Annotated in this window: 25 protein-coding genes; 12 read left to right on the forward strand and 13 right to left on the reverse strand. The window is 66.7% G+C overall.

Going from position 1 to position 23,332, the window contains the following annotated elements:
- Nucleotides 1-7: 7 nt before the first annotated feature.
- Together VGT77_RS04345 and VGT77_RS04350 are read right to left on the reverse strand one after the other, a co-directional pair.
- A complete protein-coding gene (locus VGT77_RS04345; RefSeq protein ID WP_327459929.1) occupies nucleotides 8-961 on the reverse strand; it encodes an NAD(P)-dependent oxidoreductase in 954 nt (317 codons plus the stop codon).
- The gene (locus tag VGT77_RS04350) at nucleotides 961-1,188 is read right to left on the reverse strand and encodes a hypothetical protein (protein WP_327459931.1); all 228 of its coding nucleotides are present in this window, start codon (nucleotides 1,186-1,188) and stop codon (nucleotides 961-963) included. The genes VGT77_RS04345 and VGT77_RS04350 overlap by 1 nt, the downstream gene beginning before the upstream one ends.
- A gap of 38 nt (nucleotides 1,189-1,226) precedes the next feature.
- On the opposite strand from VGT77_RS04350, the gene VGT77_RS04355 reads away from it, so the two are divergent.
- The 4 genes from VGT77_RS04355 to VGT77_RS04370 all read left to right on the forward strand — a co-directional run bounded on the left by VGT77_RS04355 (nucleotide 1,227) and on the right by VGT77_RS04370 (nucleotide 6,778).
- Entirely contained in the window at nucleotides 1,227-2,300 is a 1,074-nt protein-coding gene (locus tag VGT77_RS04355; RefSeq protein ID WP_327459933.1) for an alpha/beta hydrolase, read from the forward strand.
- A gap of 153 nt (nucleotides 2,301-2,453) precedes the next feature.
- Nucleotides 2,454-4,850 (forward strand): TonB-dependent receptor, encoded by a 2,397-nt coding sequence (locus VGT77_RS04360; protein WP_327459935.1) that lies wholly within the window; start codon nucleotides 2,454-2,456, stop codon nucleotides 4,848-4,850.
- A gap of 129 nt (nucleotides 4,851-4,979) precedes the next feature.
- Entirely contained in the window at nucleotides 4,980-5,780 is an 801-nt protein-coding gene (locus VGT77_RS04365; RefSeq protein WP_327459937.1) for an enoyl-CoA hydratase-related protein, read from the forward strand.
- Nucleotides 5,781-5,920: 140 nt separating this feature from the next.
- Entirely contained in the window at nucleotides 5,921-6,778 is an 858-nt protein-coding gene (locus VGT77_RS04370) for a PhzF family phenazine biosynthesis protein (protein ID WP_327459939.1), read from the forward strand.
- A gap of 265 nt (nucleotides 6,779-7,043) precedes the next feature.
- Here the strand turns inward: VGT77_RS04370 and VGT77_RS04375 are convergent, their stop codons facing one another.
- Nucleotides 7,044-7,703, reverse strand: coding sequence for an AraC family transcriptional regulator (locus tag VGT77_RS04375; RefSeq protein ID WP_327459941.1), 660 nt, complete (start codon nucleotides 7,701-7,703; stop codon nucleotides 7,044-7,046).
- A 212-nt stretch (nucleotides 7,704-7,915) separates the two neighbouring features.
- On the opposite strand from VGT77_RS04375, the gene VGT77_RS04380 reads away from it, so the two are divergent.
- Together VGT77_RS04380 and VGT77_RS04385 are read left to right on the forward strand one after the other, a co-directional pair.
- Nucleotides 7,916-8,488: a DUF7010 family protein gene (locus VGT77_RS04380; protein ID WP_327459943.1), complete on the forward strand. Its 573-nt coding sequence runs from the start codon at nucleotides 7,916-7,918 to the stop codon at nucleotides 8,486-8,488.
- Nucleotides 8,485-9,051 (forward strand): hypothetical protein, encoded by a 567-nt coding sequence (locus tag VGT77_RS04385; RefSeq protein ID WP_327459945.1) that lies wholly within the window; start codon nucleotides 8,485-8,487, stop codon nucleotides 9,049-9,051. Before VGT77_RS04380 ends, VGT77_RS04385 begins: the two co-directional genes overlap by 4 nt.
- A gap of 77 nt (nucleotides 9,052-9,128) precedes the next feature.
- On the opposite strand, the gene VGT77_RS04390 is transcribed toward VGT77_RS04385, so the two are convergent.
- Both VGT77_RS04390 and VGT77_RS04395 read right to left on the reverse strand, forming a co-directional pair.
- Nucleotides 9,129-10,034 (reverse strand): 3'-5' exonuclease, encoded by a 906-nt coding sequence (locus VGT77_RS04390; RefSeq protein ID WP_327459947.1) that lies wholly within the window; start codon nucleotides 10,032-10,034, stop codon nucleotides 9,129-9,131.
- Between the two features lie 147 nt (nucleotides 10,035-10,181).
- Nucleotides 10,182-10,643 (reverse strand): MarR family winged helix-turn-helix transcriptional regulator, encoded by a 462-nt coding sequence (locus VGT77_RS04395; protein WP_327459949.1) that lies wholly within the window; start codon nucleotides 10,641-10,643, stop codon nucleotides 10,182-10,184.
- A 109-nt stretch (nucleotides 10,644-10,752) separates the two neighbouring features.
- Here VGT77_RS04395 and VGT77_RS04400 point away from each other — a divergent pair, with 109 nt between their 5' ends.
- The 3 genes from VGT77_RS04400 to VGT77_RS04410 all read left to right on the forward strand — a co-directional run bounded on the left by VGT77_RS04400 (nucleotide 10,753) and on the right by VGT77_RS04410 (nucleotide 13,079).
- Nucleotides 10,753-11,397 carry an acyl-homoserine-lactone synthase gene (locus VGT77_RS04400; RefSeq protein ID WP_327459951.1) on the forward strand — a complete coding sequence of 215 codons (645 nt, stop codon included), beginning with the start codon at nucleotides 10,753-10,755 and terminating at the stop codon, nucleotides 11,395-11,397.
- Nucleotides 11,394-12,212 (forward strand): phytanoyl-CoA dioxygenase family protein, encoded by an 819-nt coding sequence (locus VGT77_RS04405; RefSeq protein ID WP_327459953.1) that lies wholly within the window; start codon nucleotides 11,394-11,396, stop codon nucleotides 12,210-12,212. The genes VGT77_RS04400 and VGT77_RS04405 overlap by 4 nt, the downstream gene beginning before the upstream one ends.
- 96 nt (nucleotides 12,213-12,308) lie before the next feature.
- Nucleotides 12,309-13,079, forward strand: a complete 771-nt coding sequence (locus tag VGT77_RS04410) for a LuxR family transcriptional regulator (protein WP_327459955.1) — start codon at nucleotides 12,309-12,311, stop codon at nucleotides 13,077-13,079.
- Here VGT77_RS04410 and VGT77_RS04415 read toward each other — a convergent pair.
- On the reverse strand, nucleotides 13,060-13,545 hold the full coding sequence (locus VGT77_RS04415; protein ID WP_327459957.1) for an NUDIX domain-containing protein: 486 nt from the start codon (nucleotides 13,543-13,545) through the stop codon (nucleotides 13,060-13,062). The two genes, VGT77_RS04410 and VGT77_RS04415, sit on opposite strands and share 20 nt — an antisense overlap.
- Nucleotides 13,535-14,008 (reverse strand): 2OG-Fe(II) oxygenase family protein, encoded by a 474-nt coding sequence (locus VGT77_RS04420; protein WP_327459959.1) that lies wholly within the window; start codon nucleotides 14,006-14,008, stop codon nucleotides 13,535-13,537. Before VGT77_RS04420 ends, VGT77_RS04415 begins: the two co-directional genes overlap by 11 nt.
- 316 nt (nucleotides 14,009-14,324) lie before the next feature.
- Here VGT77_RS04420 and VGT77_RS04425 point away from each other — a divergent pair, with 316 nt between their 5' ends.
- Entirely contained in the window at nucleotides 14,325-14,801 is a 477-nt protein-coding gene (locus VGT77_RS04425; RefSeq protein ID WP_327459960.1) for a hypothetical protein, read from the forward strand.
- Nucleotides 14,798-15,511 (forward strand): dTMP kinase, encoded by a 714-nt coding sequence (gene tmk / locus VGT77_RS04430; protein WP_327459962.1) that lies wholly within the window; start codon nucleotides 14,798-14,800, stop codon nucleotides 15,509-15,511. Before VGT77_RS04425 ends, tmk begins: the two co-directional genes overlap by 4 nt.
- Here tmk and VGT77_RS04435 read toward each other — a convergent pair.
- The 4 genes from VGT77_RS04435 to VGT77_RS04450 form a co-directional block, all read right to left on the reverse strand.
- Nucleotides 15,445-16,026, reverse strand: coding sequence for an ATP-binding protein (locus tag VGT77_RS04435; protein WP_327459964.1), 582 nt, complete (start codon nucleotides 16,024-16,026; stop codon nucleotides 15,445-15,447). The two genes, tmk and VGT77_RS04435, sit on opposite strands and share 67 nt — an antisense overlap.
- Before the next feature lie 3 nt (nucleotides 16,027-16,029).
- Nucleotides 16,030-16,845, reverse strand: a complete 816-nt coding sequence (locus VGT77_RS04440) for a hypothetical protein (protein ID WP_327459966.1) — start codon at nucleotides 16,843-16,845, stop codon at nucleotides 16,030-16,032.
- Between the two features lie 167 nt (nucleotides 16,846-17,012).
- Entirely contained in the window at nucleotides 17,013-18,248 is a 1,236-nt protein-coding gene (locus VGT77_RS04445; RefSeq protein WP_327459968.1) for an aminotransferase class III-fold pyridoxal phosphate-dependent enzyme, read from the reverse strand.
- Between the two features lie 149 nt (nucleotides 18,249-18,397).
- Nucleotides 18,398-19,360, reverse strand: coding sequence for a LysR substrate-binding domain-containing protein (locus VGT77_RS04450; RefSeq protein ID WP_327459970.1), 963 nt, complete (start codon nucleotides 19,358-19,360; stop codon nucleotides 18,398-18,400).
- 192 nt (nucleotides 19,361-19,552) lie between these two features.
- Here VGT77_RS04450 and VGT77_RS04455 point away from each other — a divergent pair, with 192 nt between their 5' ends.
- Nucleotides 19,553-21,697, forward strand: coding sequence for an amidohydrolase family protein (locus VGT77_RS04455; RefSeq protein ID WP_327459972.1), 2,145 nt, complete (start codon nucleotides 19,553-19,555; stop codon nucleotides 21,695-21,697).
- A gap of 69 nt (nucleotides 21,698-21,766) precedes the next feature.
- On the opposite strand, the gene VGT77_RS04460 is transcribed toward VGT77_RS04455, so the two are convergent.
- Both VGT77_RS04460 and VGT77_RS04465 read right to left on the reverse strand, forming a co-directional pair.
- Complete coding sequence (locus VGT77_RS04460; RefSeq protein WP_327459974.1) at nucleotides 21,767-22,192, reverse strand: abscisic acid-deficient protein Aba4 family protein; 426 nt, start codon at nucleotides 22,190-22,192, stop codon at nucleotides 21,767-21,769.
- Nucleotides 22,193-22,306: 114 nt separating this feature from the next.
- Complete coding sequence (locus VGT77_RS04465) at nucleotides 22,307-23,296, reverse strand: PEPxxWA-CTERM sorting domain-containing protein (RefSeq protein ID WP_327459976.1); 990 nt, start codon at nucleotides 23,294-23,296, stop codon at nucleotides 22,307-22,309.
- Nucleotides 23,297-23,332: the final 36 nt, after the last annotated feature.

Genomic DNA, 23,332 nt, shown 5'->3' on the forward strand with positions numbered 1-23,332 from the left:
GTTCTTATCATGAAGCCTCATCCTCCTCCCGGACCCTAGCACTCTTCTCGTCCGCAAGCTCAGCCGGCTCGCGGCCCAGCGTCTCCAACATGGCATCCTCTGGATGGTCGAACGCGCGCAGGACGGCCGCCATGTCCAGTTCGCCGCAGTCCCTCTCCAGCACGCTCCGGAACAGGTGGACGCTCCAATCTAGCAGCGGCGCGGCGGCGCCAGCGGCAGCGGCCGTCGCGGCGACGAGCCCGCCGTTCTTAACGACATCCCTGATCGAAGCCTGAGGGGAGAGGTCGCCCGTCACCATCTTGCGCGACTTCTGTGCGGCCACGTCGCTTCGAAGCGGACTCAGCTCCAGCACTTGCCTGTAGAGTTCGAGGTCGAGGCCGGACCTCCTCGCCATGTTCATCGCCTCGCCCAGCGCCGCCACTGTGGTGATGAGATAGTGGTTGACAGCCATCTTCATCTTCATGGCGGAAGGGGGCGCCCCTAGCACGATGATCTTGCGGCACATCGGCTGCACTATGGTTCGGGCACGGGTTACCCCCTCGGGAGCACCAGCCACCATCGCGAGCAGGTCGCCCGTCTCGGCAGGCGCACGCGAACCCGAAACCGGAGCTTCCACGAAGACGCCGCCAGCCGAGCGCACGTCTTCGTCGAGAGCTTCCGAGTAGGCCGGGGCGTGGGTGCCCATGTTGATGACGAGCCTCCCCCGGACACGGGCGCCGAAGCTCGGTCCTCCTCGCCCCAGCACACTGTCCGTGGCCCTGTCGTCGGGGAGCATCAGGATGACCGCGTCGCAGTCGCCGAACAGCGCGTCCGCGGAGGAGGCCACGGACGCGCCCAGCCCCTGCAGCCTTCCGCAAGGCTCCGCAGACCTGTTGAACACGGTGAGGTCAACGCCCGCCCGGCGGAGGTTGATCGCCATGGGAAGTCCCATGAGCCCCAAGCCTGCAAATCCAAGTCTCATTAGACTTCTGCTACGAGAACAATATTGCCAGACGAAGCGGCGAAATGGCCGTTTTTAAGGGCTTTTTCGCCACCGTCTCTCAGGCGATGTTCGGGCAGGCGCGGCGGCGCGGTGGCGAGCTGCTGGCGAACTTGCCACGGTGTTTGTCCATTCAGCCGCTGGCTGACTGCCGTTCGGGCCAGCCAAACCCATCCGCGAACAGCGGCAGCTAAGGTGCCGAGCGCCAAGCCGACCGCCGGGGCTGGACCAGGAGAGGAATCGCAGAGTGATAAGACATGTCCTAGCGGCCGCGCTGGCCACGCTCACTGCCCCCGCCATCGCTCAGGATGCGCCGACCATCAGCCCTGAGGCGGTCCGCGCCTATGTCGCACCGGCGCAGCTTGTGGAGATCGGCGGAAAGCGGCGGCTAAACCTGGTCTGCATGGGCGAGGGAGACGCGACCGTCCTGTTCGACGCGGGCGGCAGCGACTGGTCCGCAATATGGGGGCTGGTCCAGCCAGTGGTCGGTAAACAGGCCAGAGCCTGCGCCTACGACCGGGCGGGCCTCGGCCACAGCGATCCCGCACGCGGTCCCCGCACGCCAGTGGCCATCGCGGAGGACCTCCACGCCCTTATAGAGGCCGCGGCGCTGAAGAAGCCCATTGTCCTGGTTGGCCACTCGCTCGGCGGCTTCAACGTCAAGCTCCATGCGGCACTCTATCCGGAGGACGTGGCCGGACTGGTCCTGGTCGACCCCTCTGAGGAGAGGACATGGGACCGCACCCGCGAAATGGTCCGGCAGAAGTATGGAGAACGGCTCGCAGCGCGGTCCGAGCTGATCGACCATGGCGCGCTGGCAGGCTTGGTCGAGCACTATGTCGGCTGCCGGGCCGCGGCTCTGGAGAAGCCGCTCGATCCTTCCTCCACGCAATACAAGCGGTGCTCCGATCCGGTGCGGCCGAAGCTCGGCCCCGACGTCGCGGCCATGCGACAGAAGATCCAGGTAACACCGGCCTACCAGGCCGCGCAGGCCTCCGAGATCGCATACAGCATCTACGGAACGGATTCGGCCGATCCGGTCTACGCCCGGCTCTTTAGACCCGGGGCCCTCGCGGACATTCCGATCAGGGTCCTCACCCATGACCTCGGCACGCCAACGGACCCGCTCGAGGCACTGGGGGTGGACCAGTGGCTCGCCCTGCACCGCGAGAGCGCACGGCTCTCCAGGCGCGGCACCCAGCGCATCGTGCCAGGGACCACTCACCACATCGAGCTGGACGCACCCGAGGCCGTCGTGGCCGCGATCGCTGAGGTGCTGGCCGAAATCCGGGCGTCTCGGAAGCCGACAATGCAGAAGTGAGACGCGGCGCCGGGGCCAAGTAGGAGGACTCCTCCAGGTTCTTCGCACCTCGGGCAGTGTTCGCGCGAAGAAGGACGCGAGTAGCTCAACTACCTGCACACGGATTGGCGCGAAGAGCGCCTGGAAAAGACTGACAACCTGGGAGGATTGCTGATGCTTCGGATTGCTCACCGGAAAGCGCTGCTAAGCAGCACGGGGCTTCTGCTCCTGGTTGCGCTCGCCGCGCCAGCCATGGCGCAGACCGGGGCGCAGGGCGCCGGGGCCGAGGTCGCAGGTGACAATGGGGACATCATCGTCACCGCGACGAAGCGCGCCACCTCGCTCCAGGACGTGCCGTTCTCGATCAACGCCCAGACCCAGGAAGACATTCAGCGCTCGGGCGCGGCCACGCTGGAGGACCTGTCGCGCAACGTCGCCGGCCTCACCATCCAGAACCTCGGACCTGGCCAGAGCCAGATCTCCATACGCGGCGTCTCGTCGGGGCAGATTGTGCGCGATCAGCCGGGTGTGAAGGAGCAGGTCGGCGTCTATCTCGACGAGAGCGTGGTCTCCTTGTCGCTGTTCACGCCCGACCTCGACCTGTTCGACCTGAACCGCGTCGAGACTCTGCGGGGACCGCAGGGCACGCTGTTCGGCTCCGGCTCGGTCGGCGGCACCATCCGCTACATCACCAACCAGCCGACCACCGATAAGGTCGAAGGGCAGGTCGAGGGCAACATCAACTATATCAACGGCGGCTCAGTGGGCGGTTCGCTCAAGGGCGCAATCAACCTGCCAGCGTCCGACATGTTCGCGATCCGCGCTGTCGGCTACTACACCAAGTTCGGCGGCTTCATCGATGCACGGCGCGAAGGCGGCGCGATCAACGAGGACGTGAACGACGGCGAGCGCTACGGCGGCCGCATTGCAGTGCTGTTCCAGCCGACTGAGAACATCACCATCACGCCCCGCGTCGTGTATCAGAAGGTCACCGCGGACGGGTTCAACCGCCAGGAGGTCTACAATCTCTACGCCAACCCGTTCACGACGACGCGTCCGGCTGTCACCTTTCGCGAGCGCCAGCAGTTCCTGCTGCTGCGCGAGGCCTTCAAGGACGAAACCTTCCTCGCCGACCTGACGGCCAATGTCGACATAGGCGCAGTGACGCTCACTTCCGTCACAAGCTACATCGACCGCAGCATTCTTGTTTCCCGCGACGCCAGTGCGCTCACGGGGTCCGTGTCGGTCGACCTCGGCTTTCCGGCTGCCGGCGTGCTGCTGCCGTCGAACCTGCGCGACAACACGGACCTGGAGACGTTCACCCAGGAAGTCCGCATCGCCTCCAACGGCGCAAGCCCGTTCCAGTGGCTGGTCGGCGGCTTCTACTCCAAGATCGACCGCGTATACGCGCAACGATTGCCCACGCCGGGCTACGACGCCTTCACTGATGCACGCCTGGGCGTCGGCACCTCGGCAGGGGCTGCTAACGGGTTCCCCCTCAACTCGCCCTACAACGCCGACATCCCCTACGACATCAAGCAGAAGGCGATCTTCGGCGAGATCAGCTACGACTTCGGACGGCTGACGACCACCGCAGGCCTGCGCTACTACGACTTCAGCGAGGTGCGCACCTTCAAGTCAGGCGGAATCTTCGCCAATGGGGACAACAACGTCGACCGCACCTCGTCGGACGGCTTCAATCCCCGGCTCCTAGTCAGCTACGAGGCGTCCGACGCCGTCACTATCAACCTGCAGGCGTCCAAGGGCTTCCGGCTGGGAGGTGTCAACGACCCTCTAAACATCCCGCTCTGCGGTCCCGGCGATGCCGGGACGTTCGGGAATCGCCCGCGCTATGATGACGAGACCCTCTGGAACTACGAGGCTGGCATAAAGTCCAGCTTCGGCAGCTTCACCTTCAACGCGGCGGCTTTCTACACCGACATCAAGAACCTGCAGGTCACGGCCGACGCGGGCAGCTGCTCTTCGCGCGTCGTGTTCAACACCGACGCCCACACCATGGGCCTTGAGGTCGAGTTCAGCGCCCAGCCGGTGCAGGGATGGAACCTCGGCGTCTCCGCCAGCATGCTCGAAGCCGAGTTCGACAGCACGCTGACCAACGCCGCGGGCACGGTCATCGAGGGCATTCGCGAAGGCAATCGCCTGCCAACCGTGCCGAAGTTCCAGCTCTCGGCGAACACCAGCTACGAGTTCCCGGTCCGGGACGGCCTGGATGCGTTCGTGTCGGCGAGCTTCCAGCATGTCGGCAATCGCTTCACCCAGCCGGGCGATCAGGAGAATAATCCGCGCACCTTCGTGCACGGCCTGCCGTTCGGCGGCGCGCCGGCGACGGCATCGACGACGCTCAACCTGAGATTGCCGGACTATCAGCTGGTCAATCTCAGCGTCGGCCTCACCTCGCGCGGCGGCTTCGAAGTGCAGGCCTATGTGAACAACCTGTTCGACGAGAACCCGCTGCTCTCGTTCGACCGCGAACGCGGCGGCCGCGCGCGCCTCGGCTTCAACGTCGGCCAGCCCCGCACCTTCGGCATCACCGCCCGCCAGCGGTTCTAACGGATAGTTGGGCGGGCGTTCGGCTGAACGCCCGCCCTCACCAGCGCTCGGCTTGGGCCAGAGGGAGAACACCCCCTGCGGCTCGTCCAGGCTCCTGCGCCAATGTGCCCAAACAGGGAGGAGGCTCGCTTGCCCGAGTTGTTGGCTGATCGAACCGCGTCCGGAGTGCTCGTCCTCACCTTCAATCGTGCGGACAAGCTAAATGCCCTGACAGCCTCCCTGATCGAGGCCCTTCAGGAAGCCGTGGATCTCGCTGAGGCCGAGCCGGTTATTCGTGGTATCGTGCTGACTGGCGCCGGACGCGCCTTTTCTGCCGGCGCGGACATCCCGTCATTCGTCGCGTCTCTCGACGAGAGCGTCGAAGCGGCGCTGCGTGATATCGTTCAAAGGGGTCAGGAGCTGACCCGCCGAATAGAAGCGAGCCGAAAGCCGGTGATCTGTGCCGTCAACGGCCTCGCCTATGGAGGAGGGTGCGAACTCGTCGAGGCCTCGCACCTCGCTGTCGCGTCAGAAGACGCAACGTTCGCGAAGGCGGAGATAAACATCGGTATCATCCCCGTCTTCGGCGGCACGCAACGGCTACCGCGCCACATCGGTCGTAAGAAGGCGCTCGAGTTGATCCTGACGGGTGCTCCAATCTCAGCTGTGGCGGCGGAGCGCCTCGGCCTGATCAATCGCGTCGTGCCCGAAGGCCAGGCGCTCGATACGGCGGTCAGGCTGGCCGAGCAGATCGGATCGCATCCATTGCGTACCGTCGGCGCCGCCTTGGCTGCCGTCACTAATGGGCTGGATAAGCCCATCGACGAGGCGCTTGCGATAGAGGCGGAGGCGTTCAGACGCATGGCAGCCGATCCGGGCACCAACGCTCTACTCCGCAGCTTCGCGCTGCGCGGCGGCGGCCGCCCGGGCTTCTCGGAACCGAACAGCTAGGCTGACCGGCTCCCGGGTCAAGCCTGTTCGCGTCCGAGTGAAGTCGATGGCGAGGATACCTCGATTTGAGTCGCCACAGGCACTGCCACTGGATCCTTTTCGGGCCGATCACCCGGATTTACAGGCCTTGAGGGTTGACGATGCGCCAGTGGACAGTTGACGCCTTTACCGATCTGCCGTTCTCAGGGAACTCGGCATGCGTCGTTGAACCGATGGAGCGCTGGCCCGAGATGGCGTGGATGCAAGCGTTGGCTCGCGAGAACGGCGCGGGCGCGACCGCTTTCCTCGTCCCAAGGGAAGAAGCGGGGAGCCTGGAAATCAGGTGGTTCACGCCTCAGGTCGAGGTGCCGCTCTGCGGACACGCCACCCTGGCCGCCGCCCATGTTCTCTTCGCAGAGGTGGGCTTCGAAGGCGAAACGCTACGCTTCCGATCCCCGTCCGGGCAGCTGGTGGTCCGGCAGGACGGATCGGCCTACCAGATGAACTTCCCGGCACCTGAGGCGCGGCAGATCCCGAACCCGCCGGAACTCTGCCAGGCACTGGGGGAAGTGCCAGCGGAGGTCTGGGCCGGGCCGTACCTCATCGCGCTCTTCACCACACCCGACCAAGTTATCGGGCTATCGCCGAACTTCGATATGCTCCAAGTGATCTCGTCGGCTCATGGAGGCCAAGGCAATGTCGGCGTCGCCGCACTCGCGGATGAAACCGCGCCCTATGAGGTGATCGATCGCTTCTTCGCGCCCGGCTACGGGATCGAGGAGGACGCAGCCACCGGATCGTTCCACTGTATGCTCGCGCCGATCCTGTCATCCCGGCTCACCAGACATGACATACGCTTCCGTCAGGCCTCGCCAGGTCGTGGCGCCGATATCCGCTGCCGGGTGGAGGGTGAACGCGTACTCCTTACGGGGCAGGCGGTGACGGTGTGGGACAGCATTCTGCGCGTCACGCCCCATCAGGTATCGCAGGTTCCAGCCAACTGTGCAGCTTGCACATGATCAGGCGGCGCCTCGGCGGCAGAAAGGTCGCAGCCTAACAGCGGCCATAGCCGCAACGAGCCGGCGCTGATTTTCTCGCCGGAACAGCCGCCGCGGCGCCGAGATCCCGGCAGGAGCGAGCGGTGGCACATGCCCGGGTCGCAACCCAGACGCCGAGCGAGCTTCTCCATCGGCAGCCCCATCGACCAAATGAGCTCGCGGGCAGCTACGACCCGCAGCCGCTGCATGAAGCAAGCGGGCCTCGGGCGGCTTCGCCCGCGTCGGGCTAATCCAGCACCACACTGTGCAACATCGGCTCGCCGCTTCGCCGCTTCGCCTCCACGAACGCGCGCGGAGAGATACCCGCATGTGCGACGAACTCGCGGTGAAAGTGCGCCTCGTCCGCGAACTCGATCCGCGAATCCGTGTCGGGCGCGCCGGCCCAGGAGCCTGGATGGAGGGTCCTTAGCGCGCGATTGAACCGCGCTACGCGCAGCAGCCCCTTGGGCGCCCAGCCCAGATCCTGCCTGAACCGGTTCCGAAGCGTGCGTTCCTCGCACCCGAAGGCTCTGGCAAGATCCGCAACCGAGCCCCGCCAGCGGTCCGAGGCGATCGCGTCCGCCGCTCTGAAGAAGGGGCTCTGACCGGTTGTCCCGGCACTAGTCCGCTCCTCCAGAAACCACTCCGCCACAGCGGCCCGCTCCGCGAAGGATGGCGCATCGAGAAGACGAGCACGCAGCTCCGACCAGATGGAGCCTTCGATTGCCACGAAGCCCTGATCGACCGCTCCCACCACTTCCGGGAGGAGCGCCGCCGCGCCGGTGAAGCTGAGCGCAATCACAAAGATGCGTCGGCGGTCATCGAAGGATGACGTGCTAGCGCTGCTGGATCCCGCGCTGAACTGCACCGCACGGACCGTGGCCGCATCGAGGCTGACGTGGATCACTGGTGTCGCAAAGGGAAGTTCCAGCCGGACCCCCGAAGGCTGCCGACCAGATCTCTCGACGAACCCGATAGCATGCTGCCTGAGGGTTGGCCGAACGGGGCGGGCCAGGATCCGAGGATTGTCGATCAACGCGTTAGCTCCGGATTTTCCGATTTCTACAAGCTGGCGGGGAGCTGACCCGGTAGCAAGGAACAAATAACGGAGCTTCCCACATGACGTTCGAAGAGATGCAGCAGGATTTCATACGCGTGCGCTTCGCCGTGCCGTCCCTGCCGATAGCAGGGATCCTCGTCTACGCCGGCATCGCGCTCGCCTCCCTTGCGACGCCGCCATCCTACCGCAACCTTGTCCTGTTCGTCGGGTTCTGGTTCATCATGCCCGTCGGCGCGGCGATCATGAGGCTGCGCGGTGAGGAAAACGGACCGTTCCCGGAGAATCCGCTGTTCGAGCTGTCGGCACTGGCGAGGGTGATGGTGCTCGCGACCTGGTCCATACACATTCCAGTGTGGGTATATGCTCCAGACCTGTTCCCGCTTACCGTCGGCATCGCGTTCGCGCTGCACTGGGTCGTCTCCGGATGGAGCCGGGGAACGTCCATAGGGCTGACCCACCTCGCGATGCGCATCGCCCTCGTGCTCGTAGCTTGGCACGCGGTGCCTTCGAACAGGGTAGGCGCGGTCTCGGCTGCAGTCGCGGTCTCGTACCTCATCTCGGTCCTTCAGTTCAGATTCTCGGCGGCGAGCTCCGGCCTTCCCGCGAAGACGGCTCCAGACGGACGGTCGTGACGGGTCACCGCCGCCTTCCGCTCAAGCACCTGCTCGCCGTCGCGACGCTGCCCGTCTCCTTGTGCGTTAGTGGGTGCACTCCGAACACACCCCCTCCCCCAGAGCTGCTGTTCGGTGGCCTGCCGGTCCGCGGCAGCATGGAAGCGGCAGCCCGAGGCGGCTTTCGTCACTGCTTCAACATGGACGCGGTCCACGTCCGGTGCCGACGAGCCGGGGTGACGCTCTATGGACGTGGCCCCTACGAAGCGGCCGTGGACCTGCGGGGCAGCAGGGGACAGTCGGGCTTCGATCACCTCGTGCTCTGGCATGACGGTGATCAGCGCGCGCTATACGACATCCTGCCTTCTCTTCATCGGCGGGGATGGCGGCTATGCATCACCGGCACCGACCGGGCGGGCGACCAGGCGATCTTCACCCGCAAGGGTGAGCCAGTGCGCATCTCCATGGACATCAGCTACTATGGCAAGAGGCGTCTCAGGATCCTTCCGCTTGACAAGCCTCAGGAGCTCTCCACCCGCTGCATCCCCCAGAAGGGTCTGAGCGTGTTCAACCTGAACGTGTGAGCCGCATTGCGGCTGCGTCAGCCGTTCAGTTCACAGCTGCAGAAGGCGCTACGGCAGATTGCATGCTGCTCACCGGTTCAGCTTCTGAAGCGCTCCGTCCATGGCAGCCTGCCGATCCAAGGCGCCGGCGCCCTCGGCCTCATCCGCTCGCAGTAGACCTGCTCCTGCAGCCAGGCACGCTCCTCGTCGATCTCCCGATCGGAGACCTCCCGCATCCAGTGCCTGTCCAGGTGGTTCCACCGGTAACCCCGGCCGTGAAGCAGCCCCTTCGCCTCAAAGGCGGCGCCGTAGGCCCTCACAATCCAGTGCGGCATGCTCGCATTGGAGAGCAGCTCGCGCAGGACGGTCCTTCCATCCGGAAGCCGGTGCCTGAGCAGTCCGATGACGGCGTCCACGTCGCCGGTCGCCCGGTGAGGATCATGGAAGTAGCCGCACTGCATGAGGAGGTGCCCGAGCTTCCGGCCGTCGAAGCCAAGGGCGGGCCAGTCCACGTCAGCCATCGAGCATGCCCAGCGCTTGCGCGGCAGCTCCGCGAGCCTCCGCTCGACGAACGGGCGGTCGAAGCGCGCGTTGTGGCTGACCACGAGATAGGATGGCTCCAGCAGCGTCAGCACCTCGCGCTCGTCAATCCGGCAGCCCGCCAGGATCTCATCGGTGAGCCCGGTGATCTCGATCACGTCAGGCCTCAGGCTTGAGCTGGGCTGCTCGAGCCACGACCTTGCGGAGTCGACCTTCGTGATGATCCCCTCTGCGTCGAACCGCACGCGCCTGACCGCAAGCTCTATGACCTCGTCCAGCTGGGTGTCCCGACCGGTCGTCTCCACGTCCAGCACGGCGGCGACCCAGGTGCGGGAGCCGTCCCCCTCACCAGTGGGTCCCTCCCGCACCTCGAGACGGGTGAGAGTGCGCGTACGCGCTGGCTCAGCCGGATGGTCAGGCTGGTCGCCCGTGCGAGTTCGAGGTTCGTCGGTGTGCTGCTCCACAGGAGCAAGCTGGGGATCGCATTTGAACTTACAAGTGCAAAATGCCGGCCCACGGTAGCTTCTGACGCCGCCTGACTGCCGCAGAGGCAGTCAGGGGCTCTCCCCCGCCCCTACGCTGATGCTGAGGTCTCTCACCCGACGGGGCGCTCATCCTTCGGGGCCGAAGCGCGTCTCGTCCGCCAGGTGCCTCCCCATTAGTTCCGTCGCCGACGCCGTCAGCCTGATGAGCGTCCGCCGCCCATCCTCCGGGTCCGGCCACCGGTGCACGAGGCCGCGTGCCGCCATCTGCTCGACGCACCTGAGCGCAGTCGACATGGGTATGCACGCTGCCCGGGCCGCGCTGCTGACGCTCACCGGCCCGCAGGGCCGATCCCCACCGTAGAGGTCCAGCATGATGTCCCAGGCCGGATCCCTGAAGAGGACGCTCAGTTCCCCGAACAGGCGATCGCGCCTTCTGCGGTCCGCGTAGATCCGGCGCGCCCGCGCCTTCAGGTCTACGTTGACGAGTGCGATGGCTCTGGATCCCGGCCATGCGCGGACGACGTTCTGCGCCTGATCGGCCTGCAGCTCCTGCTCCCCGGTAGGGCTGGTTTTCTCTGCGAGTCTCATGCGGGAGAGGCGACCACAGTCCGTGGGCGAGCATCACCCCCCTTAGGGGGGGAGGCGGATGCACCACGCCCGCTGCGATGGTTGGCGCGCAGACAGCAGGAGACACCCGATGCTCGCCGTACTCGACCGGTTCGACCGTCACCCCTCCGACCACAGCCTCGCACGTTCCATGCACCGGGACCGCAAGCGCATCTTCATCGACCGGATGGGCTGGGACCTTCCGCACGCTGGCCATGAGGAGCGCGACGCCTATGACGGACCCGCAGCCACCTACATGGTCGTGACCGGAAGGGAGGAGGGTCAGCACATGGGCTCGCTCCGGCTGCTGCCGACGACCGGGCCCCACCTGCTCGGCGACGTGTTCAGCCACCTCTGCAGCGGAGGGATCCCGCGAGGTCCGGAGATCATGGAGATCACGCGCCTGTGCGTCTCGCCGGACTGTCCCAAGGACCAGAGCCTGGCCGTAAGGCGACGGCTCGTGGGAGCGCTGGTCGAGTACGCCCTGCTGACTGGCGTGCGCGCCTACACGATGCTGACCGAAGTCTCGCTGCTCTCCCGCGTGGCGGCCCTGGGCTGGCGGTGCGAGATGCTGGGAATGCCCGCTGCTCAAGGCAAGGACATGATCGCCGCGCTGATGGTGCACGTCGACCCGAACACCATCCCGCTGCTCCGCCGCGCAGGCGTCTACCAGGAACGGTCCATCGACCGGATGGAGCTCAGGCCTTCGGCTGGCCACCTGATGGAAGCGGCATGACCGCGGCCATCTCGGGGAAGCTCGAGCGCGACGGCTTCGCGATCATCAGATCCGCAATCCCGACCTCGCTGGCGCGCTCCATCGCCTCCCTGGTCGCGGTCGAGCTCGACAACGTGGGCTTCAGCTCCGGACCCTTCTACGGCAGCGGGACCAAGCGCATCGGCCGTCTCCTTGCACGCGTCCCGGAGACGAGGGAGCTGGTCATGCATCCCGAGCTGCTGCGGGCTGCACGCGACTGCATCGTACCTCATCATCGCGAGGTCACGCTGAACCTGACCCAGGCCATCGCCGTGCATCCAGGCGCACGGGCGCAGGTGCCGCACCGGGACGACGCGATGTGGCCGCTGCCCGCCCCCACCGGGGAGCACCTGGTGAACGTGCTCTGGCCGCTCACCTCCTTCAGGGCTGAGAACGGTGCCACTCGCGTGTGGCCGCGCTCCCACCGCGGCTCGCCCGCACCGGAGGGGCCCGCGACGGTCGCAGCCATGGAGCCGGGCGACGCGCTGGTGATGCTCGGCTCGACACGGCACGCGCAGGGAGCGAACCTCAGCGGAATGGTCCGCACGTGCCTGGTCGTGGGCTACAAGGCGGCGTGGCTCCTCCCATCGGAAAACCCCTGGCTGAGCTATCCTCCGAACCTCGCACGAACATGGCCCCAGGCACTGCGCGAACTAGTGGGCTACGGGAGGATCGCACCCAACCTGAACGGCGTGGACTGCCGCGACCCGCTCGAGCAGGGAGATGGCGCAGTCGACCACCTGCTGCCTGAGCAAGTCGACGCCCTGCACGCACTTGGCATGGTGGCGCACGTCTGACGCGAGATCCTCAACCCTTCCCCACCTCCCCTCTTGCTCATGATCGTCCGCAGGAGCTGCTGCCCAGACGATCTTGCTCCCGCTTTTCAACGCTCTATGCTGGTCCAGGGGGAATCGGGCATGGGCGAACTCGCCGCCGTCAACGAGTTCATCGAGCTGAGCCGTAGCGTCAGGAGCGCGCACGAACTCCATGCGCTCTGCGACGCGATGACGCGCGACATGGGCTTCGACTACTTCGCGCTCGTGCAGGTCGACCTGCGGCGGACGCCGGGCGAACGGGGCGTGATCGCCATCTCGAGCTATCCGAAGGAATGGGTCGCCGACATCTCGACGGGAACGAGGATCGAGGACGATCCCGCATTCCTCGCCAGCTGCCGCAGCCTCGTGGGCTTCCGCTGGTCCGAGATGCACACGATCATTCCGCTGGGCCGGAAGCAGCGCACCGTGCTCGCTCGCTCCCGCAGGGCGGGGATCGGAGATGGCTACACCGTGCCCGCCCACATACCCGGCGAGACCAACGGACTGGCGACCTTCGCCGTGGAGACTCGGCATCCCCTGCCGGACCACCGGCTCTCCATGGCGCAGCTCACCGGGACGTTCGCCTACGAGGCCGCGCGGCGGCTCCGGCGTCAGACGGAGACCGTGCTGGAGCCCGTCCGGCTCACGCCAAGGCAGATCGACTGCGTGCTGCTGATCGCCAAGGGGAAGACCGACTGGGAGATCGGACGGATCCTCGGCCTATCCGAGGACACCGTTACGGAGCATGTGGACGCGGCACGAGCCCGCTACGGCGTGGCGCGGCGCAGTCAGCTCGTCGTCCGCGCGCTGCACGACGGGCACTTCGCGATCACGGACGCCCTGCACTGACCTGCGCCCTGAGTGAGGAAGCCATCCCGAGGAGCACGCCGGTCAGCTCCTTGACCGGGTAGGTAGTGTCCAGGGCCTGGACCCCGCGCAGGTCGAACCAGCCCGCCTCCAGGACCTCCCGCTGAAGATCGAACTCAGCGGTGCGCGAGACGCCGGCGAACACGATGTCCACATAGGCCTCGCCAGGACTTGCCGGAAGGCTCTCCTCGATGATGGCGAGCGGATGCGGGAGCCGTCTGTTGCCCCCACTTCGCCAGACCGGAAGCGGCGACGCATCGCCCAGCTCGGCGGAAAGGCCCACCTCCTCCGCGACCTCCCGCAGAGCGGCAGCCGGGGGTGTCTCGCCCGCTTCGAGATGTCCACCGACGAACATCCAGCGTCCCAGCGACGGGTGACGGACGCACAGGACCCGCGGCTCGGAGGGATGAAGGAGGGCGACGCTGACCGTCATCGCCTTAACGTGCATGTTCCCATCCTCCCGGCCCTGCCGGAGCCTGTACCTCGTGTAGCCGCCTGCTGAACAGATCGGAGACAAGCTCCCCTCCGTCGGTCAGCAAGTCCAGGCGGGCATTCACGAACAGCGAGGCGGAGATCCGTTCACGGCCGTCGCCAACGACCCTGTGGCAGGCCGCCGGCACGCCGCCGAACTCCTGAGCGAGCGCACCCGCAAGCACGACCGCTCCATCGGCTCCGGGATCGACCTGCTGCCACCGGCCATCCCCCAGCACCTGGAGGCCCGGCCCGGTAGCGGCCGGAAGAAGCGTGAACAGGTCGATGTCGGTGTGCTCGTGGTTGACCGGCCCGACCGGACCAGGGGGATACCAGCTGAGACGGAGCACTGGTCCCGCCCGCCTGTCGATCATGGACTGGAGGGCACGGCCCGACGGCAGGACGACAGTCCCAATCTGGTCGAGGCTGTGGGTCACCATCGCGCAGAGACAGTCCCGTAGCCCCGTCAGAGATGCTGGGAGCGGCGGCCCGCCCATGCCTGACAATTCGAGGTAGCGCTTCCGGTCAGGTCCGGCTGCTCCCAGCGCGGTCTCAGCGGGTCCGAAGGTAACCGCATCCTGCTCAACTAGCCCCCTGAACGCAGCATACGCCGCGGGAACGACCTCAACGAGAGCCTCCGAGCGCAAAATGAGCAATCTGAAAGTCCTCCATCAAGGAAAAGGAGCCCTAAGAATGACTGGAGATGACACGGCGTGCACCTATGCTACTGATGATAGCAGAGAAGGAGTTCCGAGTTTGCTGAATGCAGCCATCGATCGCCTGGCGCGGGCTGGGGGTCTCAGCGACGCCCCCGGAGAGGTGGCCCGCAGCCTCGACGAGGCGGACCTGCGTGAGGCAGCTCTCATCCACCTCTCTGCTCTCCTCGAGGCGGAGCCCACCAACGTGCGCAGCGACGGTGTCAGCATAGGCGGAATCGCACTCGGGCTCGTCGCAAGCCGGGATCCTTCGGCGACGCTGTTCTACGAGGACCTCGCAACCGGATTCCTCGTGCAAGGGGCGGACCTCGAGCGTCGGGACGGGCCGACGACCATGGCCGCCCTGCTCGAGCTCCTGCAGTATGCGCGCGATCGCAGCGACACGCTGCTGTACCTTCCGACCGACCACCGGAAGGAGCGCATAGCCAGGCTCGTGGAGCGCACGGGCGCAAGCGAGCGGTTCGTCCGGTTCATCCTCGCGCGCTACCATACGCTTTCCAGCAAGGTGGCGGCATGAGCCTCCTTGTAGCCATCGAGGGGGCAGACGGAGCCGGCAAGGCGACGGCGGCGTCGAACCTGCGGGACGCCCTTCAGCAGCAGGGTCTTTCCGCGACGGTCATCTCCTTCCCGCGGTATCAGGAGACGGTTGGAGGCGTTGCGCTTGGCGAGTTCCTCTCCGGTCGCATGCCAGTCCCGGTGACCCCGCAGGCGGCCGCGATCCTCTACGCCATGGATCGGTTCGAGTCCGTCGGTTACGTGCAGAAGGCGGCACTCGACCACGACGTGGTGATCTTCGACCGCTACATCGCCTCGAACATGGCCTACCAGGCATCGAAGGTGAGCCCGGAGGAGGCTCCGCAGCTGATGGACTGGATCCTGACGCTCGAGACGCGGACCTTCGGGGTCCTGCCCCCCGACCTCTCCATCTACCTCGACACACCGCTCGACGTCGCGCGGGAACTGATGCTCCGCAAGAGCGCACGATCCTACACGGAGCGGCAATACGACGAGCATGAGGCCGATCTCCGGCTCCAGGAGAACGTGCGGACCAACTACGCCCGCCTTGCCGCGTGCGACCTGATCGGAACCTGGCGCGTGGTTCGAACCGCACGAGACGGAACCCTCCGGCCACCGCTCGAGATAGCGTCGGAGATCCTGCATCACGTCTCGGGAGCGATGCGCACGGAAGACTTCGAGAGGCGCGCGAGGATAGCCTCACGCGCGTAGACCAGGCGATCCTCCGGGCCGGGGGGCAGCTCAAGCACGCCAGCAACTCCCAGCAGAACCTCGGCCGCCAGCCCATCAAGCAAATCGCGGTACTCCGGATCCTCGACCCTGAGCCCGTCGGGTTCAACCGGGATCCCGCGGTCCACCCGCGACAGGAGCAGGAGGTCGTAGGTCCGCGTCCACTCGGCGAGGAAGGGCTTCAGAAGCTCGAGTCCGCTCCCCCTGCCGGAGCGGTACGCCTCCAGGTCGTGGGCGAGCACGTCCGGCACGCCACGGTCGCAGATCAGGATGTCGGGCACCGCCGCCGAGCGTTCGATCTCTCGCGAGATCTGGGTACCAATCAGCCATAGCGAGGCAGCCCCGGTCTGCTCCTTGTTCAGCGGAAACGGGCAGGTCCGGGCAGTGTCCGGAAGGATGTCGACCTGCAGGCCGTGAGCCTGAAGTGCCGGACCGATGCTGTTCACCAGTCCTGTCTTGCCGGTAGAGTAGGCGCCCGTGACCAGGACCTTGAGCAAGGGTCAGGTCTTCACGATCGAATGAAGGGCAACGCCCAGCGGTCTCAGCCGAGTCGAGGCATTCTGCCCCGTTCCGGCCTTCGCCTGTGGCTCGAAGACGACGAGGAAGTCGCTGACGAGCCATCCCGACCGCCTCAGGTCCTCAATCAGGCGGACAGCCTTGCCGCCACCCGTGCTGCTGTCGTCGACGATGAGCCCCCGGGCGCCTGGTGCGGGCAGCTCCCCGCAGTCGAAAACCGCCTTCGGATCGTCAGGAGTGGACCGGAACTTGGATTCCGGATTGTGCAGCAGAAGCGGCTTGCGGAGGAGCGCGGCGAACGCGGAGCCGAGCAGGGGAGATCCAGTCTTGGGCGTGACGATGAAGTCGATCGGCAGGTTCTGGACCTGGCCTCCAACATCCGCCAGCTGTCGCCACCTGGCCGCCAGGTCCCGCGCGTACAGGCTCGCGACTTGCGGTTCGGCCGTCGCCCCCATCAGGTCGATGTAGTCGTCGATGGGGACTACGACCTCACGGCCGACCGTCACCTTGTGGCCGACCTTCGCATGCTGCAGGCGACCGCTGACCCTCGCGGCCAGATCCGGGCCGGAGATTTGCTCCAGCCGCGCGACCTCGTTCACGCGCCGGGGCGTCTCCGTGTCGATGCCGAACTCCCGCAGCAGTTTCATGGTCTGAGCCAGCCTGTTCCGGTTCAGCCATTCCGCGACCTTCGGGTGCAGGATGTTGGTGGCCTCCGCAACGAACAGAAGGGTCGCCACACCGAGCATGGCCAGCACGCCAGTGTTGAACCAACCACCAAGGAACTGATCAACTGCCGGCATTCGCCTCCCCCTCCAAACTCGCGCCCTTTGCCGGGCGGGGTTCAATCGGCGTAGGTCGTGAGGGTCAAGAAGAGATGCAGCCGATCCGGGGGAACCCCTGGCGAAGCCGACTTCGAGCGCCGTCATCGAACTTGAGAAGACCGAGCGGCCGCACTCGCGGTCCTCGTCTAGTGAATGCCCCTGACCGCGGTCCGCACGGCGCCGACGAGTTCCTCGACGTGCGCCTCCGTGTAGACCAAGGCCGGCGCCAGCGCGATCGTGTCGCCGGTAACCCTGACGAGAACCCCCTGCTCAAAGCAGCGCTTCAGCACCTCGAACCCCCTAACGCCCGGAGCACCTGCTCCCGGCTCCAGCTCGACCGCGGCCGCCAGTCCGATATTGCGCACGTCGCGGACGAACGGCTCCCGCGCGAGCTCGTGCACGGCCTCCTCCAGCAGGTGCGCCAGCGCCGCGGCGCGCTCGCAGAGGCCCTCCTCCTCGAAAACCCGCAGGGTCGCCAAGCCGGCCGCCGCCGCAAGCGGGTGCCCAGAGCAGGTGTAGCCGTGGAACAGCTCCACACCCGGCGCCACCCCTGTCGACAAGGCCTCATCCACATGGGCGGAGACCACAACCGCTCCCATCGGGACCGTTCCGTTAGTGAGACCCTTCGCCAGCACGATGAGGTCCGGCGTCACGCCGAACACCTCCGACGCCGTCATGCCGCCAAGCCGGCCATATCCGGTGATCACCTCGTCGAACACCAGGAGGATACCGTGGCGCTCGGTGATCTCCCGCAGGAGCTGGAGGTATCCGACCGGCGGGACCAGCACGCCGGTCGAACCGGCGACCGGCTCCACTATCACCGCCGCTATGGTCTCGGCGCCATGAAGGTCGATCAGCCGCTGCAGATCCCGGGCGAGCTCGGCGCCCGCCTCCGGCTGTCCGCGGGTGAATGCCGCGGACGGGTCGTACGTGTGGCGCAGGTGGTCGACGCCAGGCAGCAGCGTGCCGAACGCGGCACGGTTCCGGCCGATGCCGCCGACCGAGGTGCCGCCGAAGCCAACTCCATGGTAGCCCCGCTCGCGTCCGATCAGGCGCGTCCGGCCGCCCTCGCCCCTCGCCCGGTGGTAGGCAAGCGAGAGCTTCAGCGCCGTGTCGACCGCCTCGGAGCCCGAGTTGGCGAAGATCACCCTGTCAAATGCCCTCGGCATGACGCCCACGAGGTCGGCCGCGAACTCGAACGCCCCGGGATGACCGAACTCGAAGCAGGGAGCGTAGTCGAGTGTGCGCAGCTGCTCGGTGACGGCCTCCACGATCAGAGGATGCGAGTGGCCTGCATTGACGCACCAGAGGCCCGAGGCACCATCGAGAATGCTGCGCCCCGCCGAATCCCGGTAGTGCACGCCGGAAGCCGATACCAGCATCCTGGGCGACCGGCGGAAGCGGCGATTGTCGGTGAACGGCATCCAGTGCGGCTCGAGATCGAGCATCGGCTTCCCTCTGCTTGCAGAAAGACAACCTCCGGGGCGGCAGCCCCTGCTGGAAGTCGCCAACGCCGCGCCGCGCGGTGCCCTCAAGTCACCGAGAGGGCGTCCCCGAGCCACCGCCTGAAGCGCCGGAGCAGCAGCGTGTCGAACCGGTCGGCGCGCGTCGAGAGAACGTAGCCGCCGAGAGGCACCTCCGGCGCAGGAGCGTCGGGATCGGGCAGGACGACCAACGAGCCGGACCTGAGCTCGTCGGAGACGAGGTACGCGCTGGCGAGGGCGATACCCCTCCCCTCCACCGCAGCCGCGATCGCCAGGTGCGCGTGCCACAGTCTCGGGCCGGCGATCTCACCCGCGACCTGATGCCCCCGCACCGCTAGCCAGGCACGCCACTGCGCGTCGTCCTCCTCGTGCAGCAGGGTTTGTCGGAGCAGGTCGGCAGCCGAGCCGAGCGGCTCCAGCCTGGCCGCAAGACCCGGCGCGGCGACAGCCATGATGTGGGGCCGGACGAGCTCGACATGCCTGAGACTCCGGCCGCCGGGATCCGGCGAGTAGCTGTCGCCGAAATACCGGACGTCCACCTCGGCCTCCCCATTCAGCAGGTCCGGCGCCCTGTCGGAGGGCCGCAGCTCGATCTCGAGGGAGCCCTGCAAGGCCTCGAACTCCGAGATGCGGCGGGACAGCCACTTCGAAGCGAAGCCGCCGTTGGTCCATATCCTGAGCCGACGGCGCCCGCCCTCGCCCTTCGCCTCCTCGGTGGCCGCAGCCAGCTCGGCAAACGCCTGGTGCACCCGCTCATGGTAGCGCTGCCCCACCTCGGTGAGCAGTTTGAGCCGGCGATCCCGGGTTATCAGCGGCTGCCCGATCCACTGCTCGAGCGAGGCAATGTGCCGGCTCACGACCGCGTGGTGGAGGGAGAGCGCCGCCGCCGCCTTCCGGATGCCGCCCAGTCGGCCGACCGCCTCGAACGCGCGCAGCGCGGCAAAAGGGGGCAGACCCTTCGAAGGCATCCACTCCGCGTCTGGGGCAGCGTCTCTGGCAGGCTCGGACATCCCGGCAGCGTTCGCACACGCTCGAAGAGGCGACAAGCAGCAGGCCAGGACAGTGGACCGATGCATCCCTGCGACCTTTCAGCGGATGGAGTGCGCCGGTGCGTGGGACACACCTCCGATCACCCATTAGGCAACGCGGCCACGTCCCTCCGAATGGTAGCTGATGAGGGGATGCGACATGGAGGCGGACTGATGGAACGGCCTGGAACCTTGATGGCAGCGCACGGCCTGCTGCATCCGGTGCAGCCCCATGCCGCTCCTCGGCGTAGCCAGCGCATGGCCTCGTCGGCTATGCCGGTCGCGATCACGCTCCTGTGTGCATGCTCGTCTGCAGCGTCCGCTCAGCAACCAGCCGCTGCACCTACCCTGTCCGCGGCCCCGGAGCATGCGTGGACGTGCGACCTCACAGTCGGCGGCACGCGCTATGGAAGCTTCGCACGGTGGTCCGACGGCAGCGGAGCGCGACGATCCCGGGACAGCCTGCTGGACCGCGGCTACGCCTACGAGGTCGAGCAGGAGACGAGGTTCGATGCCGGGGGCGACTTGAAGCTCCTCACGATCAGGGGCACCACGTCCAGCGGACCCGTGGAGGAGAGCTACTCGGCCACGCCGGGCGGCTACTGGTTCAAGAGCCTCGTCGACGAGGGATCCGGGCCGTTCCGTCCTAATCTCCACTACGTCCCCTTCGCCGAATCCATCGACGCATTGTTCAACCTTGCCGAGGCGGCCCTGCGGTCGCCCAGCCGATCGGTCGAGATCGCGCCCGGCGGCAAGGCCGAGCTCGAGCTCCTCGGCCGCGTGCAGGTCCGGAAGGGTGCCGAGACGAAGGAGTTGAGCGGCTACCAGCTGAGGGGCGGCTTCGGTCGCCAGCCGATCTGGTTCGACGGTGCGACCGTCTTCGGCGTGGCGCAGTCCCTCGGCTACGGCCGAGCGGGTGGCTACACCTGCCTCCCGAGAGGGTGGGAGCACGTCGCCGCGGACCTGAAGAAGGCCCAGGACGAGCGGGCCGCCGAGCGCGCCAGCGCGCTAGTGTCGGAACTCGCGCCGGTCCTCAAGCAGCCTGTCGCATTCAAGGACGTGCGTCTCTTCGTCTCCAGGGCGAGATCCTTCGCGGAGCACATGACCGTCGTGGTTGAGGACGGCGTCATAACTGCGGTCGGGAAGAGTGGCCGGACCCGGATACCACGAGGTGCCCGCGTGGTGCCAGGTGCGGGCAGGACGCTCCTGCCCGGACTGTGGGACAGCCACCTGCACTTCTTCAGCGACGAAGCCGGGACGCTGCTCCTCTCGCAGGGCATCACCAGCGTCCGGGATCCGGGCAACTTCGCCGAGGACATCATCCCGCGCATGCGCCGGATCGAGGACGGCCGGCTCCTGGGACCACGGGTGATCCCGATGATGATCATCGACGGTCCGGGGCCGCTCTCCGTCTTCGTGGGCGTCAAGGTGAGCACGGAGGCGGAAGCGCTCGAGGCCGTGAGGCTGGCCAAGCGCCAGGGCTTCGCAGGCGTGAAGACCTACGGCTCGCTGGACCCGAAGCTGGTGCCCGGCATCGTCGCGGAGGCGAAGCGGCTGGGGCTCCGGATGCAGGGTCACGTGCCTCACGGTATGCGCGCGCTGGACGCGGTCATGGCCGGCTATGACGAGATCAACCACGGCAATTTCCTGCTCCTGCAGGCCGCCCCAGACGAGGTGATCAACCGGACCGACACGCTGGAGCGGCACTACGGCCCCATGCGGCTTGCCGATCAGATCGACGTCACCGGTCCGAGCATCGGCGGCCTCCTCGACGAGATCGCACGACGCGGAGTCGTGGTGGACGCGACGCTGAGCGTGCTCGAGCACCTCTGGACCGATCAGGACGGGAACATCGGGGCGGCCTATCGGCCCATTGCCGAGAGCCTCGACTACCAGTTCCTGCGTGGGCAGAGGCAGGGCGGGATCGCCCCAGCGCCCGGCCTTGACCGCCCCGCCATCCTGAAGGCGTTCGGCCGGCTGAAGGAGCTGCTCCCGGAGCTCCGCAGGAAGGGCGTGCGCTTCGTCGCGGGCTCGGACATGAACGGCCTGGTGCTCGCACACGAGCTGGAGCTCTACGTAGAGGCTGGACTCACCCCTGCCGAGGCGCTCGCCTCCGCCACGATCGCACCCGCCGAGGCGTTCGGACTCTCGGCCCGCACCGGCTCCGTCGAGGTGGGCAAGCTCGCGGAGCTCGTGCTCGTGCAGGGCGACCCCGGCACGCGAATCTCGGACATCCGGAACGTCGAGCTGATCCTCACCCAGAAACGTCTGATGGAGGCTGCGAGGCTAAGAAGGGCGACTGGGTTGTTCCGGCAGTAGGTCAGCTCGTTCGGACACGACATAAGAGGACGGTGCAGGTCGCGTCGCGCATCGTCAGTTCAGGCAGCATTATGACTGACCCGGGCGTGCTTGAAGAATTCCTCTGATCCATCCAAGCAGCAGGAACACGACCAGGCCGAAGGGTCCGACGCAAGCGGTCAGCAGCAATGAAAGCCTGAGCTGCCACGACGGCATGCCCCTGCGTGCCGCCTCCTCCGATTCCCAGATGCCCGCCCAGAGATCCAGGACGAGGTAGTGGGTCCACCCGGCGAGACGCAGCCCCGGCACCGCGAAGAACTCGGCGATACCCTCAAGCGAGTAGTCGGCGACGAGCGTGCTCGCACCCCTGCCAGCGAAGAAGAGCGCGCAGTAGGCGAGTGCGAGGAGCAGTCCCGCGCCCTTGGCAGCCGCGATACGCCTGACGTCGTGCGGTGCCAGCAGCAGGATCCACGCCGCCAGGGCCGGCAGATGGAGGAACCAGAACAGTGCGTCCAAGGTCATGCCGGTCGGTTCCCGTACCAGTGAGATCTGTCCCCCCGAACTGAGGTCATCGACGGGGTGGCAGCGCCTTCAGGGGGCGAGCGCCACCACCCCTCGATGAACCGGGTGCTATGCGACCCGGAGCACCGAACGACGACGCCGCGTCGCCGCCCCCAGAAGACCGAAGCCGCCGATCATCATCGCCCAGGTGGCCGGCTCCGGCACCGCGGCCACTTCGAAGTTGAAGCTGTCGGCGCGGCTGCCGAAATCGAAAGCGACGTTGTCGATCCCGCCCGAGAAGGTGCCGCTCCAGCCGGAGCCGATGCCGGAGCTCAGTCCTACCACGAGCAGGTCCGGATTGGCGCCGATCCAGTCGGAAAGCGAGTTGGTGAACGCTCCCGGATTGGCGAGCCCGCTGTTGTTCCAGAACTGCGATGAAAGGCCGATGCTCTCCGAGACCCACGCATCCGTCGCGACGTTGCCTGGCGCCGACTGGTAGTATGGCTCGTAGATCAGCGCCGTCGAGAGCGGCAGCGTCAGCCCGCCAGTGTTGACGAGCAGGCGGAGCGATGCCGTCTGGATCCCGTCAGTGGTGGAGGCGGAGGAGCGGTACCAGTCGTACGATGCGCTGACGAAATCCGAGAGGCGGACAGGCTGGCTGAAGTAGTATTCGAGGTCCGCCTTCGATCCGCTGCCGGGATTGCCGTTCTGGTCGGGATGGCCGTTGGCGCTGGTCCCGATGAACTCCACCGAGCCGTTACCCGAACGGGCGCGCGTCTTGGTGATGCCCACCGAGGCGTTAGCCCCAACGTTCTGCTGGGCCCACTTGTCCAGCACCAGGCCCGCTCCTGCCCGGTTCGCCGAGCCGCTCGGCCCCGTCACGGTGGTCAGGGTACCATTCGCGTCCGTCACAGTAGCGGCGACTCCCGCGCCAAAGTTGCCGCTCACGTCCGGCAGGTCGGTGTTCTTCACCGTCGTCGCCGCCCCGGCAGAGCCGGCAACCGAGATCAGCAGTGAAGTTGCAGCAATCCTGAACATGTTCATCTTGAAACCCCCTTGTCTTGTTGAGTCGAGTGCGTCCTTGATCTTCTTGGCGACCTCAAACCGGTGAGCGGACATTCGCACCTCTCAGCCGCCGGCCACAGTCGTTTTGGG

Origin of the sequence: Sphingomonas sp. (genome assembly GCF_035944535.1) — a bacterium.
Lineage (GTDB): Bacteria > Pseudomonadota > Alphaproteobacteria > Sphingomonadales > Sphingomonadaceae > Sphingomonas_B.

Coding starts and splice junctions, on each gene's coding strand:
- VGT77_RS04405 (WP_327459953.1), top strand. CDS start 11,394: ATGACCGCGGCCATCTCGGGGAAGCTCGAGCGCGACGGCTTCGCGATC.
- VGT77_RS04455 (WP_327459972.1), top strand. CDS start 19,553: ATGGAACGGCCTGGAACCTTGATGGCAGCGCACGGCCTGCTGCATCCG.
- tmk (WP_327459962.1), top strand. CDS start 14,798: ATGAGCCTCCTTGTAGCCATCGAGGGGGCAGACGGAGCCGGCAAGGCG.
- VGT77_RS04400 (WP_327459951.1), top strand. CDS start 10,753: ATGCTCGCCGTACTCGACCGGTTCGACCGTCACCCCTCCGACCACAGC.
- VGT77_RS04345 (WP_327459929.1), bottom strand. CDS start 961: ATGAGACTTGGATTTGCAGGCTTGGGGCTCATGGGACTTCCCATGGCG.
- VGT77_RS04445 (WP_327459968.1), bottom strand. CDS start 18,248: ATGCTGGTATCGGCTTCCGGCGTGCACTACCGGGATTCGGCGGGGCGC.
- VGT77_RS04465 (WP_327459976.1), bottom strand. CDS start 23,296: ATGTCCGCTCACCGGTTTGAGGTCGCCAAGAAGATCAAGGACGCACTC.
- VGT77_RS04380 (WP_327459943.1), top strand. CDS start 7,916: ATGACGTTCGAAGAGATGCAGCAGGATTTCATACGCGTGCGCTTCGCC.
- VGT77_RS04415 (WP_327459957.1), bottom strand. CDS start 13,545: ATGCACGTTAAGGCGATGACGGTCAGCGTCGCCCTCCTTCATCCCTCC.
- VGT77_RS04450 (WP_327459970.1), bottom strand. CDS start 19,360: ATGTCCGAGCCTGCCAGAGACGCTGCCCCAGACGCGGAGTGGATGCCT.
- VGT77_RS04440 (WP_327459966.1), bottom strand. CDS start 16,845: ATGCCGGCAGTTGATCAGTTCCTTGGTGGTTGGTTCAACACTGGCGTG.
- VGT77_RS04360 (WP_327459935.1), top strand. CDS start 2,454: ATGCTTCGGATTGCTCACCGGAAAGCGCTGCTAAGCAGCACGGGGCTT.
- VGT77_RS04410 (WP_327459955.1), top strand. CDS start 12,309: ATGCTGGTCCAGGGGGAATCGGGCATGGGCGAACTCGCCGCCGTCAAC.
- VGT77_RS04395 (WP_327459949.1), bottom strand. CDS start 10,643: ATGAGACTCGCAGAGAAAACCAGCCCTACCGGGGAGCAGGAGCTGCAG.
- VGT77_RS04370 (WP_327459939.1), top strand. CDS start 5,921: ATGCGCCAGTGGACAGTTGACGCCTTTACCGATCTGCCGTTCTCAGGG.
- VGT77_RS04420 (WP_327459959.1), bottom strand. CDS start 14,008: ATGGTGACCCACAGCCTCGACCAGATTGGGACTGTCGTCCTGCCGTCG.